The 13,589-nt window shown below is 39.1% G+C and carries 13 protein-coding genes; 4 read left to right on the forward strand and 9 right to left on the reverse strand.

Translation table 11 applies throughout. The annotated features are described in order from the left end of the window. Window positions 1–69: 69 nt before the first annotated feature. From ftsH3 to RMZ43_RS28220, 4 genes are all read right to left on the reverse strand, one after another. Window positions 70–1,911 carry an ATP-dependent zinc metalloprotease FtsH3 gene (ftsH3, locus tag RMZ43_RS28205; RefSeq protein ID WP_322649508.1) on the reverse strand — a complete coding sequence of 614 codons (1,842 nt, stop codon included), beginning with the start codon at window positions 1,909–1,911 and terminating at the stop codon, window positions 70–72. Between the two features lie 113 nt (window positions 1,912–2,024). Beyond that, window positions 2,025–2,819, reverse strand: a complete 795-nt coding sequence (locus tag RMZ43_RS28210; RefSeq protein WP_322649509.1) for an aminotransferase class IV — start codon at window positions 2,817–2,819, stop codon at window positions 2,025–2,027. Then, window positions 2,819–3,238 carry a GNAT family N-acetyltransferase gene (locus RMZ43_RS28215; protein WP_322649510.1) on the reverse strand — a complete coding sequence of 140 codons (420 nt, stop codon included), beginning with the start codon at window positions 3,236–3,238 and terminating at the stop codon, window positions 2,819–2,821. Before RMZ43_RS28215 ends, RMZ43_RS28210 begins: the two co-directional genes overlap by 1 nt. 84 nt (window positions 3,239–3,322) lie before the next feature. After that, the gene (locus tag RMZ43_RS28220) at window positions 3,323–4,108 is read right to left on the reverse strand and encodes a hypothetical protein (protein WP_322654202.1); all 786 of its coding nucleotides are present in this window, start codon (window positions 4,106–4,108) and stop codon (window positions 3,323–3,325) included. 634 nt (window positions 4,109–4,742) lie between these two features. Here RMZ43_RS28220 and RMZ43_RS28225 point away from each other — a divergent pair. From RMZ43_RS28225 to RMZ43_RS28235, 3 genes are all read left to right on the forward strand, one after another. Beyond that, a complete protein-coding gene (locus RMZ43_RS28225) occupies window positions 4,743–5,249 on the forward strand; it encodes a hypothetical protein (protein WP_322649512.1) in 507 nt (168 codons plus the stop codon). Between the two features lie 102 nt (window positions 5,250–5,351). Beyond that, a complete protein-coding gene (locus tag RMZ43_RS28230; RefSeq protein ID WP_322649513.1) occupies window positions 5,352–6,179 on the forward strand; it encodes a hypothetical protein in 828 nt (275 codons plus the stop codon). Further along, window positions 6,176–7,144 (forward strand): hypothetical protein, encoded by a 969-nt coding sequence (locus RMZ43_RS28235; protein WP_322654201.1) that lies wholly within the window; start codon window positions 6,176–6,178, stop codon window positions 7,142–7,144. Before RMZ43_RS28230 ends, RMZ43_RS28235 begins: the two co-directional genes overlap by 4 nt. Before the next feature lie 4 nt (window positions 7,145–7,148). Here the strand turns inward: RMZ43_RS28235 and RMZ43_RS28240 are convergent, their stop codons facing one another. From RMZ43_RS28240 to RMZ43_RS28260, 5 genes are all read right to left on the reverse strand, one after another. Then, window positions 7,149–8,372 (reverse strand): acetate kinase, encoded by a 1,224-nt coding sequence (locus RMZ43_RS28240; RefSeq protein WP_322649573.1) that lies wholly within the window; start codon window positions 8,370–8,372, stop codon window positions 7,149–7,151. A gap of 137 nt (window positions 8,373–8,509) precedes the next feature. Continuing rightward, window positions 8,510–8,737, reverse strand: coding sequence for a type II toxin-antitoxin system HicA family toxin (locus RMZ43_RS28245; protein WP_322649515.1), 228 nt, complete (start codon window positions 8,735–8,737; stop codon window positions 8,510–8,512). Continuing rightward, entirely contained in the window at window positions 8,730–8,939 is a 210-nt protein-coding gene (locus RMZ43_RS28250; protein ID WP_094330857.1) for a type II toxin-antitoxin system HicB family antitoxin, read from the reverse strand. The genes RMZ43_RS28245 and RMZ43_RS28250 overlap by 8 nt, the downstream gene beginning before the upstream one ends. A gap of 65 nt (window positions 8,940–9,004) precedes the next feature. Then, the gene (locus tag RMZ43_RS28255; protein WP_322654200.1) at window positions 9,005–9,376 is read right to left on the reverse strand and encodes a hypothetical protein; all 372 of its coding nucleotides are present in this window, start codon (window positions 9,374–9,376) and stop codon (window positions 9,005–9,007) included. Between the two features lie 81 nt (window positions 9,377–9,457). Next, window positions 9,458–12,088, reverse strand: coding sequence for a DNA polymerase III subunit alpha (locus RMZ43_RS28260; RefSeq protein ID WP_322654199.1), 2,631 nt, complete (start codon window positions 12,086–12,088; stop codon window positions 9,458–9,460). A 193-nt stretch (window positions 12,089–12,281) separates the two neighbouring features. On the opposite strand from RMZ43_RS28260, the gene RMZ43_RS28265 reads away from it, so the two are divergent. Continuing rightward, on the forward strand, window positions 12,282–13,574 hold the full coding sequence (locus RMZ43_RS28265) for a dicarboxylate/amino acid:cation symporter (protein WP_322649518.1): 1,293 nt from the start codon (window positions 12,282–12,284) through the stop codon (window positions 13,572–13,574). Window positions 13,575–13,589 lie beyond the last annotated feature (15 nt).

The following is a 13,589-nucleotide window of genomic DNA, read 5'->3' on the forward strand; positions in this document are numbered from 1 at the left end:
TCATGAAGACCGGGCTTTTTTGACAATTACGAGTCAGAAATTATTCTTAACTCCTAACTTCTCATTAAATTAGGCAAAGGCAGCAGTTTTCACATCGTTATTCGACAGAATTTCTTGCAACTCTTCAGCATCTACCGTTTCTTTATCAACCAACATTTGGGCTATCTGATCTAAAATGTGGCGGTTGCCCACTAACACTTCTTTAGCGCGTGTATAGGCTACATCCACCAGTTTACGGACTTCTTCATCGATAGCGGCGGCAGTTTCTTCAGAGAAATCACGCTCTGACATGATATCTCGTCCGAGGAACATGTTACCTTGTTGACGACCAAGAGCAACAGGGCCTAAGCGATCGCTCATGCCAAATCGGGTAATCATTTGACGGGCAACCCGTGCTACTTGCTGCAAGTCATTAGAAGCACCAGTGGTAACTTCTTCTTCACCAAAGATTAATTCTTCAGCAATTCGACCACCCAAAGCTACAGCCATCTGATTTTCCAGATAAGCGCGGCTGTATAAACCTGTATCCATCCGGTCTTCACTGGGGGTAAACCAAGTTAAACCACCTGCACGACCACGAGGAATAATGCTAATTTTCTGCACAGGATCGTAGTCTGGCATCAAAGCACCAACTAAAGCGTGACCAGCTTCGTGATAGGCTACCAAGGTTTTGCGCTTTTCGCTCATTACCCGGTCTTTCTTCTCTGGGCCAGCTAATACGCGGTCGATCGCGTCGTTGATTTCATCCATCGAAATTTCAGTCAAATTCCGACGGGCTGCCAAAATTGCGGCTTCATTGAGCAAGTTGGATAAATCTGCACCAGTAAATCCAGGGGTACGACGAGCGATTTTATCCAAGTCCACATCTTTCGCCAAGGTCTTGCCACGGGCGTGAACCTTGAGAATTTCGCTGCGTCCGGCATAGTCGGGACGGTCTACCACAACTTGACGGTCAAAGCGACCAGGACGCAATAAGGCTGCATCTAGAACATCAGGACGGTTGGTAGCGGCAATGATGATGATGCCAGTATTACCTTCAAAGCCATCCATTTCTGTAAGCAACTGGTTAAGCGTTTGTTCCCGCTCATCGTTACCACCACCTAAACCTGCACCACGTTGACGACCTACAGCGTCAATTTCATCGATGAAGACGATACAAGGAGCATTGGTCTTAGCTTGTTCAAATAAATCGCGGACGCGGGATGCACCCACACCAACGAACATTTCCACAAATTCCGAACCAGAGATTGAGAAGAAGGGTACACCTGCTTCACCAGCTACGGCACGAGCTAGGAGGGTTTTACCTGTACCAGGAGGGCCAACTAACAGTACACCTTTAGGAATTTTTGCACCAACGGCGGTAAAGCGATCGGCGTTTTTCAGAAAGTCTACAACTTCGTTTAGTTCCAACTTGGCTTGGTCAATACCAGCAACATCGCCAAATGTTACCTGAGTTTGTGGTTCCATTTGGACTCTGGCTTTAGATTTGCCAAAGTTCATCGCTTGGCTGCCTGGGCCACTTTGAGCGCGACGTAGCAAGAAGAATAAGCCAACCAAAAGCAATACAGGAAAAAATAAGCTGCTTAGTGCCTTAAACCAAAATCCTTCGTCGGTTTGGGGCAAAACAGAAATATCAACGCCTTTAGAAGTCAGAGTATTAATCAAGTCTGGATCGTTGACTAAGGTAACAATCCGTTTAGCTGGGTCATATTTGGGTGTAACCAGTGCTGTGGAGCGGTCTGCACTCAAACTGACTTTTTCTACTCTGCCTTGTTGAACTTCTTGAATAAAGCGACTATATCGCCATGTCTCTCTACTTTGGGGTTGTTTGTCAAAAAATGCTGTTCCCAGCGCAATGACGACAATAAACAGCAGTGCGTACAGCCCTGCATTTCTCCATCTTTTATTCACTAAGGTCTATCCTCCGGTATTTTTCGCGCGGTCGCCTAGCGTCTCTGATCACAAAGGTGATTATTAAGAATTATGTTAACTTATCTTAAGATATAACAAATTTGGCGTGGTTGTCATGCTAAAAAAAGCTCCTTTATTAGCTGAAAACTTTGATGGTAGGGATTATATTGTAGCGACCCTGAAGGCTGATGAACGGTATGAATGGGAATAATCTCTACCACACTATTAGTGTAGGCGATCGCTTCAAACCCCTGCACTAACTCCACGCTCCAAGGTTCTTCCTGCACTGGCATCTGGTGGTTTTGCAACCAGTTTACAAGTTGCGATCGCAAAATTCCCGGCAAAATTCCGGACTTTATTGGTGGCGTGTACCAGTTGCGATCGCGCCATCCCCAAAGGTTGCCTGTGCTGGTTTCTAGCCAATTTCCTTGAGCATCAACTAATATTGCTTCTTGAGCATCTACGCTAGCTTTTGCTAACCAAGCACTCAAATAGTTTCCAGTTTTATGAGAGGGGAGAGAACGATAAAATTCCGAACTTGCAACAGCGCAGTATACACCATTCTTTTGTTTTTCTGTCAAATCTTGTGGTAATAATCTGCCAGTTATCCACTCCCGTCCATCGGGAAAGAGGGTAATTCTGAGAATGGGGAAGTAGGCAAGGAGAATTTGAGCGCCTTGGCGTAGACGGTTCCAATCTGGTTGCTGCCAACCAAAAGATTGTACTGAGAAGAGTAAGCGATCGCAGTGTGCTTGCCAATTAGTTAAATTACTATTTAGCGAGTTCTGATAAACCCGCAATGTTGTAAAAACAGTCGCCCCATAAAGTAAGCCCGGATCATTAATGTTTAACTCTAGGGTTTGGGAGTGAATTAATTTACCGTCATACCAATAAATATTATTTGTCACTATAATTCCATTGAAAAGTGATGACTTGTAATACTCATACGCTGCATGAGATAAAACCTGTGGGCTGCAAATCGCTGAACACCAGAATCAAGACTTAGGTGTTTACACTCATGATTTCTTGCGTATTGAACTAACCATTGAAATAACTGTTGACCATAGTTATGTGAGCGATTAAACTCATCAACGACTAAATCATCAATGTATAAGAACTTTCCCAATGCTAAACAATTAGAAATGCGAAATCCAGCCACTGCCAGAGTTTGTTCCTCTATTTTCAAGAATGCAAGTTGATATCTTTCTTTCATTTGATATCGAACTTGTTCTACAAACTTATCTTGCTCAAGTTGAGGGCGCAACTGTGAAATAACAGGAAAACACCCTAAGATTTGAAAGTCAGATTCTGCCAATTGTATTGACATCAGTGTTAACCTACTCAATCATGTGTGGAAAAATTGAGCGAATATAATTCGCTACATATATTTGCAAGAAAAATGACTAATAATTTAATCTTTGGGGGGAAATATAATTTTATGAGTACCTTCAGGAGTTGTAATTACTTTTCCTCCCAAAGTTTCAATTTCCCTAATTGCGCGTTTTTGAGTCCTTTCATCAACGTGATTATTTAAAACTATTGCCCAGGTAGCAATTTGAGCATATTTGCTGTTAGGATTTCGATTCAGAAATTCAGCAGTTTTTTGCGAGGTATGAGCGATCATCTGACTTTCTGGATCTGAAAAGTTACTAGCCCAGTTTGCCGCCGTTGCAAAAGACTGTTCGGCAGCTTTAGCGTTGCCTAAAAATAATAACTCATCAACTCCTTTATAACGCCATACGTAATAAGACTTTTCGGGAACTGAAGGAGATAATGATTTTAAGCCTTTTTCTGATAATGCGATCGCACGTTCTGGCATAGCAGCATATAATGAAGTACTGATAGAAAGACTACGATACGCTGCTAAAAATCGCGGATCACGTTCTAGGATTACTTCAAAATATTCTGGACTTAAACTGTAACCTGTTTTATCTCGAACTTCATCATCTCCGAAATATTGGAGAAAGTTGAGATATACTAAATCTGCAATTAAGTTATTATAACCAAAACTAGGTGTAATTTTAAGAAAATTAAGACGGAGATTTTCGGCTTTTATTTCTTTTTCTAAAGTTTCTAAATACGTAAATTGCTTGCTATTAATTAGCTTTTGCAATTGAGGGAATTGAATCAAGCCAACTCCAAATATACACACACAAATTATAAAAGGTGTAGCAAAACCTTGACGAGATAACAACATACTGTCCTTGTCTTTATCATCAGAGTCATATCATTGTATACATAGTAGTATAAAAAATTTTAGGCTGCACTTGCGTGTCTAAGCTTTGCTAGGCAAAATAAAAAACAGGTTGACTAAAATAAATTCATTTATATGTAAAGTATTAATTTATACTAAAAATTTATTTTATTCGGAGATATACTTTAACCCTCTTTGTCTAAAAATAATATTTAATTTATACCGATTGAAACGAAACACTTAAAAGCTAATTAAATAATTATTTGCAGAATCACGCTATTTAGGTAATTAGTAAATCGCTACCGCAGTGATAGACTCACTGCAACCCAGTAACTTTAAAATTTAAAACAATATTATTATTTTTATAAATAAAATTGGCTTTAGAAAATCATAAATTTTTTAATAAAATTTTTATTAATTTATTAAGTTATTTTGACTTTGGTTACTTTTTTAGTAAAGGTTACAAAACTTTGGAAAGGATCTAAAATTGATTGTATATTGTATATATAGCAATCCTAAATCATTCGTGAAAAGTTAGATCCCCGACTTCTTAGAGAAGTCGGGGATCTAGACACTGCAAATTTTCACAAATTAGATAGGATTGCTATAGTTAAAATTCTGTAATCTCTAAAATACTATGGTAAATAATCTTATTAACGAAAACACGGGAAGTAATAGACAATCCATTGAAAATGGTGAAAACAATAGTCAATTAAGCAAACCAAGTAGTGAATTTAAAAGAAAAGTTAACAAGCTAAATACTAAAGGAGAAGGATTTAATATTGATGATGTTATTGATGCTATTAAAACAGCAATAGTTGAAGTTGTAGAGTTAGAAATAACCACTTGGGTTCCAGACTCTTCTATTCAGGTAGAACAACCACAAGAGCAACAAGTTGCTCAACCAGGTAATCGAATGTATACAATAATTAATTTAATTGATGGTGATATAAATAATGAAGTTGGTAGTCAATTTGTTGGGAGTGGTTCATATACAGAACTTCGTGAATTTCATCTAAGTCAAATCAAAGAAAGTCGGGAAATTATGCAAAAAAATATAGAAAGTTTGCAGAAGTTATATGGATTTTTTATAGAGATTATGAAATCTCGTAAAACCTCACAACAATCCCCATCCCGTCCATAGTAGTTTTTATTTATTAATAGTTACACTAAAATACCTACAGAATATGAATCTGTCCAAACCTGTAGGTAAATTTGCTTTAGGTAAATTAAGAAAGTTATTACTATGCCTAACATTCAAGAACAAGCCAAAGATTTACTAGAGAAACTAGTCTCATCTGTACACGGATTAGTCGATGACATTACAGCTTTAGAAGTAAATACAATGGTTGTAGAGCAAATTACTGGTGCAAAGTTTAATGCTTGGCAAGCCTATGAAGATATTTATTCAATACATGACAAAGACTACTTTGATGTTAAAAAAATTCCAAATCCAGACGATTTGCCAGAACCTCAAAAAACTCAAGCTCAAGAGCTACGCGAACGTTATATAAGTCTATTTTCGCAACTTGAAAGAGAATATTTTTACATTCTTCTTGAACGAAGTAATGATACTAGTGAGCCAGACCCCAGAATAATACAATATCAGCAACGTCTTAAATATCAGGTAGAACATAAATCAAATATTGTTCCAACTGATGAGGAATACATAAAATTAGCTCGACCAATATTGCCTGCTCCGACTCCTGTTCCAGATCAAGAAAATAATGATCAAAAAACATTACGGCAAAGGTGGCAAGAAATTGAAGAACTTTTGAATAATGATAAATTTATTCGTACATTGCGGAAAATGTCTGAACTGAAAGCTGCACTAAATGGTGGTGATATTACCAGTGTAGATATTGATATTATTTATGCTCAAACGGTTATGCAGTTAGACGGAGATATTATCAGCCGTTACCATAAAAAAGTATTTGAATTACCTGAAGGAGATAGAGATTTAATCCTAAAAATACATAATGAAGGGATAGTTGCTGGAGAAAAACAGTGGCGTGGAACACTAGATTTTCTGATTAATATTATACAAAATATTGCAAAATTATCCCGACAATGAACGCTTATAAAACACACACATATCCTCAAGCTGATGTTCAGCTATCTTTGTTTCTGCAAATCCCTCAAGGTACTCCTATTGAACTTGGAATTAAAGTTGATCCCGGACAGTATACTTTTTATTTAAATCAGGCAATTTTAAAACAAATTGAGCAAGCAAGAGAAATAGGCTGCTCTCTGTATATACCGCCAAAATTATTAGCTTATATTTGGTACTACAACTGCTTTAACGATAAGATTTGCTTTAATAATAATACTATAGAATCCACTAAATTAGTGATTACTAAAAAAAAGTTTCAAATTTTTGATAATATTTTCATAGTAAGTTTTATTAAATTATTATGGAGTAAAGCATTACAAAATAAATCGAGATTACAGTATGGACTTACTTTTAATTCTTATTATAAAAAAGATGCATCAGCTTTATATTTTTGGAAAGAGCAGGATATTGTCTTACAAAGCAATGTCTTATTTTATGGCGACATAATTCACAAAATCAGGAGTGATTTTATCCAAGTTCCTGAGTGCTTAAATATTGTTTATGTACATTATTGGCTTATTGAACAAATATTAAGCGGTCTTCGGGCTAAATTAAATCTATTAGCTTGGGAACTAGCTTCGTTGTTTCCTGCTGGTTTTGTAGTTTGGAATCTCTATCTGGCAAATTGGATGATATTAATATTTGCTTGGTTAGGATTAACTATATTATTTGCTACTACCCGCTATGTACTTGTTAATCAACTTCAAAAAAATACTTCTATCAACTCTAAATTTATAAATAGTTTTATATGGACACTAATTTGTGTCATTCCTAGTGTTATTGCTGGTGCTACTAATAGCTTTAGTAAAGTTAATGCTTTATTATTAATCCTTTCTTTGATCGCACCAAAACTTGCAGAGTACATTTTAAGTTTTATCGGGCCGCGAGTTTGGAAATTTATTATACGTAGGTTCCTCTCGTTATGAGTATTCATAACTTTTCATTTAATAACTGCCAACATTGCCCAGCGATCGCCCAATCTTCTTGAGTATGAATAACTAATATCCGTACTGCTGAATCGGGTGTGGCAATATCCTCATCCACAGGCTGCTGCTGATTTTTTTCAATGTCAAGTTTCAGTCCTATAAATCCAAAAGCTTCACAGGCGGCTTGGCGAATTTCTGGGGAATTTTCACCTACGCCTGCTGTGAATAATAAAGCATCTAATCCGCCTAAACTAGCAAGCATTGCACCTATACCAGAACGTAGGTGATGGACGTAGATATCCCATGCCAGTTGAGCGCGGGAATTACCTTGAGCTATCGCTTCTCTCACCTCACGCATATCGCTAGATACACCTGAAATTCCCTTTAACCCAGAAGCTTTATTTAATATATGATCTAATTTTTCAACAGAGTAATTGCAGTAACGCAACAGATAAATCAGAATTCCTGGATCGAGTGAACCAGAACGACTACCCATCATTAATCCTTCTAGGGGCGTGAATCCCATTGTGGTATCAATGCTACGACCGTTTTTAATCGCCGCCAAAGAGCAGCCATTGCCCAGATGACAAGTAATTAAGCGCTCAGGGGGAACATCTTGACCGAGAATTTGGGCAGCACGTTGAGAACAGTATTGGTGACTGATACCATGAAACCCATAGCGACGGATTCCTTGCTCTACCCACTCATAGGGGCCGGGATAAATTGCTGCTGCATCGGGTAGAGTGGCATGAAATCCGGTATCAAAAACTGCTATTTGGGTGACATCTTTTAAGATTTTTTCAATTGCTTCTATGCCTGATAAAGCGGCTGGATTATGTGCTGGAGCTAGGTTAGATGAACGAGCGATCGCCTTTTTAACATCCTCAGTAATTACTACACTATCTCGATAATCCTGTCCACCATGTACTATCCGATGCCCCACTACATCAATTTCTGACAACTGATCAATTACCTTGGTAGCACCTTCACTAAGTGTATTGAGCATATAACTGAGGTGTGCCTGTGGGGAATCACCAGAGATTGATTCTTGTAGTGTTGCACCCGTACCAGTTTTTACTTCAATTTCTGCCACACCTTGATCTTGAGTCCAGTTGATTTTCCCTTCCCATAGAGGTTGGGCTGCTTCGGTGGAGAAAGCCTCATCTGCAATTTCATACAGACAACTCTTTTGGCTGCTCGATCCGGCATTCAGCACCAATATTTTCATACGACAACATAAAAACATGACCTCTTTTGATCATGTCAGCAAGTGTAACTTTATGCTTCTACCCTATAGGCATAATATGTAGCAAAGGTACGCTTCCATCGCTAAAATTTTGTTGAATCATTTTTCAAAGCGATCGCTCACAGATTTTCTATGAACTTTTCCGGTGTAACTTGCGCTTGCTTAAGAATGCCACTCAATGTCCCTACCTTCAATTCTTGATGTAGGGGTACAACACAGCCAGTTGTGCCTTCCGGCGTTTGCTTCTTCGTTACAACATGACTACCTGTTTGTCGAATTTGTTCAAAACCCAAACGCTCCAGTGCTCGAATGGCCTCTCTACTTGAGATTCGTGGCAACTTAGGCATAGGTGATCTCAATGCTGGTCATATACCTTGGAGATGTTTCAGGTAGAGGAAATTCTTCTAAGTAAAGCTGCGTCGCCTCTCTCAAGCTAGCAATTGCCTGTTCAATAGTCTCTCCCTGATCAACCGTACCAACTTCGGGACACTCAGCTATATACATATCGTCCTCTTTATAAATAAGGACTGCAAAGCTGCGAGTTTTCATCGTACTGTATCCTCAATCCTTTTTATAGCAAGCATAGCATCACCCTTTCTCTAGAAAAATCAGCGTCATGAACACCCATCAATGGAGCGATCGCACCCAAAAAACTGTTTAGAACCCTGCCATCGGTGTTGAATGAGAGCATTTTTCAAATCCCCAATTGCTGACTTCGACCATCCACTTAATGTGCCGAAGATAATTCGATTTTTTGAAGACCAAGTTGTTTCAAAAGATTCACCATCTTGGCTCTCAAACCGTAACCGCCAGAATGGATCGCTTGAATCTGCTAATTTATATTCGCCAAGCTTCTGCTCATCAAATTCTTCCCTAACGGGATGATTCACCTCTATGCAGTAGACTTTCCACTTTGTTCGATGCACTTCACCCGACCAAAGTAACTGCTCAGGCAATGGGTTTTGTTTGAGGCTTTCAGCAACCATAAAAATAAAAGTATTTGTCTTGCAAATACGATCGCTGCTAATTCAACAGCATAATCTCATACTACTAAAGTTTTATTCTAACTAACTCGGCAAACCATCAACCCGCATCAAATCCAATTCTCGTTCAAATATTTCATCAATTGGCAACATTTGACCATCAACAGTCATAAATTTATGGTCTTTTGTTGCCCGAATCAATGACCCATCCTCTAAACAATACTCAAACACTTCTTGTTGTCCGCGATCGTGCCACTGTGCTACAGGTTGCGTATAAATATTTCCATTATTATCAACGCTGTACACAGTACATTCAATGCGTTTTTCTACAATTTTCCCAATCGGCAACAATCCATATTCTACTGTCAATATTTCCGTATCATAGCTTAAACAATATTCAGCAAACTTTAACATTTGCTCAAATAATTCATCCGCAACTTTTTTCGGAACACCATTTTTCGCTGCGCCATCCACAAATTTTTCTCGCTGCTTTTGCATTTCAGAAACTTTCTTTTTACCCATCGCCCGACGCAGCAAATCAGCTTGTCCTAAGGAATATCCAGCCATATCCTGAGCAATTTTCATGATTTGCTCTTGATAGACCATAATTCCATAGGTTTCGTCTAAAATTGGTTCTAAAACAGTGTGTTGATAATCAATATTTTCTCGACCATGCTTGCGGTTAATAAACTTAGGAATCAGCCCTGCATCTAATGGCCCCGGTCGATAAAGTGCCAAAATTGAAGAAATATCTTCTATATTAGAAGGCTTCAAATCTCGCACTATCTGACGCATTCCAGAGGATTCTAATTGAAATATCCCTTCTAACTCACCTGCTTCTAATAATTCATAAGTTTTTTGTACATCTTTTGGCAGATTACTATGTTCACCTTTAGCTAATATCTTCTGGGCTTTTCTTTCCTGGTGAGTAATTTCATCAGGATCAACACGATATCCTTTAGTTTCTTGAATCAAATCAAGGGTTTTTTGAATCAATGTCAGATTCCGTAAACCTAAAAAATCCATTTTCAACAAACCCATTGATTCCAAGTCTTCCATGAAGTATTGGGTAATCACGGAACCATCATTATTCTTCTGTAGCGGCACAATTTCATCGAGTGGTTCATCTGAAATTACCACGCCTGCTGCATGAACACCAAAGGTTTTATTAGTTCCTTCAATTCGCATCGCCATATCAAGCCAATGGCGAATATGGGGTTCTTTATCATATTTCTGTTTAAACTCTGGTTCTGGGGTTTGATCGGAAACCATTACTTTGAGCTTCGTTGGTTTCCCCCGCACCACAGGAATTAATTTCGCCATTTTATCAGCTTCCCCATAAGGGATATTTAATACTCTGGCGACATCTTTCAAAACGGCTTTAGAAGTTAGACGGTTAAAAGTAATAATTTGAGCAACTCTATCTGCACCATATTTCTCAGTTACATATTCAATAACTTTATCTCGTTGTTCAATACAGAAATCTGTATCAATATCAGGCATAGATTTCCGTTCTGGGTTTAAAAAGCGCTCAAATAGTAGCCCATGATGCACAGGGTCAATATTAGTAATTCGCATTGCATAAGCAACTAATGAACCAGCCGCAGAACCCCGACCTGGCCCCACAGGAATGTTATTATCTCTAGCAAATTTGATGTAGTCCCATACAACTAAAAAGTATTTGGAAAAACCCATCTGTTGAATCATTTTTAGTTCGTATTCCAATCTTTCTTTATAGACGGAATCGACTTCTTGGCGAGATTTGCGATTTAAGCGTTCTAAAAGTCCACTCCATGCAACATCTTCGGCGTAAGTGTCAGCAGTATGGCCGGAGGGAATTGGGGGTGTAGGAATCTGAGGCTCACCCATGATATGGTAAGGCTCGACTTTATCAGCGACTTCTTCAGTGGTAGCGATCGCTTCGGCAATTACATCATCCGGCAAATGGTCACGAAATAGCTGCTGCATCTCCTCACCCGATTTGAGATACTCTGTGCCGCTATAACGCATCCGCTTATCTTCAATAATTAGTTTGCCAGTTTGAATACATAGCAAAGCGTCGTGGGCTTCAACATCAAAACAAGAAATAAAATGCGAATCATTGGTAGCAACGATTTTAATCCCTAGCTCTCGCGCAATCTTGACAATTTCAACATTCACAATCCGGTCTTCTTGGGAACCGTGATCTTGAATTTCTAGATAATAATCATCACCAAATACATCTTTATACCACTGAGCAACTTTTCGGGCTGCATCTGGTCTATTACTGAGAATCGCTTGAGGAATTTCTCCACCCAAACAAGCGCTGGTAACAATCAAACCTTCATGATATTGTTTTAGTAAATCTTTATTAATACAAGGACGAGAAAAAATTCCTTTACCTTGAACACCTTTGAGGTGAGAAATTGTAGTTAATTTGACTAAATTTTTGTAACCTTTAGTATTTTTAGCTAAAACGACTTGATGATATTTGGGACGGCGTTCTTGTTTTTCAATATCGCCGTTAATTACATACATTTCATTGCCGATAATCGGCTTAATATTTTGACTACGGCAGATTTTGATCAGTTCAACGGCTCCATACATGACACCATGATCGGTAAGGGCGATCGCTTTCATTCCTAGTGCGATCGCTTGATCTACCAACTCTGGTAGCTGACTTGCTCCATCAAGTAAACTGTAGTCACTATGAATATGTAAAGGCACAAAAGACATAAGCATCTCCAACCACAAGCCAAGATATCTCTAGGGGCCTACCTTGTGGTGTACCCTTTCGAGCTAGATTTTGCAAACCAATGGAATCTTAGATTAACAGTTTTTACCTAAAATTAAAGCTGTTCTTTTTCCGAAATTATCACTGTCATAAGTGTTGTTTTAATAGTTACAGCAGTTAATCAGCATCTAACTAATGAGTCAAACAGAGAGTACTAGTTCGGCTAAAACCAAAGCTAGCCCTTGGTGGCAGCGTATCCCTCTCACATTGCAAATTCTCATCGCCCTAGTAGCCGCAGTCAGCGTTGGAATTGCCCTTGGTGCGGGGAATCCCAATCCCAGCAATGCCACCTTAATCAATAATTTAGCAATTCCAGCCGAGTTAGTGCTAAAGGCTCTCCGCGCCCTAGCTACGCCCCTGATTTTGGTAGCGGTGCTGCATACCTTAATGACTACGAATATACCTGGTACAGCCGGACGGCGGTTAGCAGTACTACTTTTAACTAATACTACCGTAGCTATTTTAGTGGGGCTTCTCGTAGCGAATGTGCTGCGTCCTGGAACTTGGGGCAATGTAGCCACCTCAACAACTACAGAAGTAACTACTCAAAGTCTTGATCCTTGGGGAATAGTCAAAGATGCTGTACCGGAAGCTGTTCTAAAGCCGTTAGTTGATAATAATGTCATTCAACTAATTGTGATTGCCCTGAGTTTTGGCATCGTTCTGCGGGCATTAAAATCTGAACAAATTGCTCAAGGCAAGAATGGATACCAGCCTATAGAGGATGTCATAGGAATCTTATTTGAAGCAGTAGTCCGCATTCTCAACTGGGTAATTGCCTTAGTGCCGTTTGCAGTCTTTGGGATTGTTGCTAAAACAGTTGCGATGCAAGGATTTACACCTTTTAAATCTTTGGGTGCATTTATCGTGGCGGTGCTGTTAGCGCTGGTATTGCAGGCGTGCTACTACCTCACCAGAGTAAAATTTGGTTCTTGGGTACACCCGCTAAAATTCCTCGCTGGCGGTTCTGATGCCTTTTTGACAGCTTTCTCAACTTCTTCCTCTGCGGCGGCAATGCCAGTAACCTTTGAGGTTTTGCAAACAAAAGTCGGTTTAAGGGAATCTTCTGCTGCCTTGGGGTCATTAGTAGGGGCAAATTTCAATAATGATGGCACTGCCCTTTATGAAGCAATGTCTGCGTTGTATATTTCCCAACTGATTGGGCAACATCTGAGTCTGGGACAGCAGTTAATTGTTATCCTTACCTCAATTTTTGCATCTGTAGGTGCGGCGAATATTCCCAATGCTGGACTGGTAACGATGACACTGGTGTTCACTTCTGTAGGCTTACCTACCCAATACATTGCTTTGCTAGTTACTGTAGACTGGTTTCTGGATCGCTGCCGCACTGCAATTAATGTTATGGGAGATATGACTGTCAGTGCTTTACTTGATGGTAAAAAGCCTCGTTCTGTAGACGAGGCTTAGTTTTATGGCTTTTGA

The organism is Nostoc sp. CmiVER01, assembly GCF_034531135.2.
Classification (GTDB): Bacteria; Cyanobacteriota; Cyanobacteriia; order Cyanobacteriales; family Nostocaceae; genus Nostoc.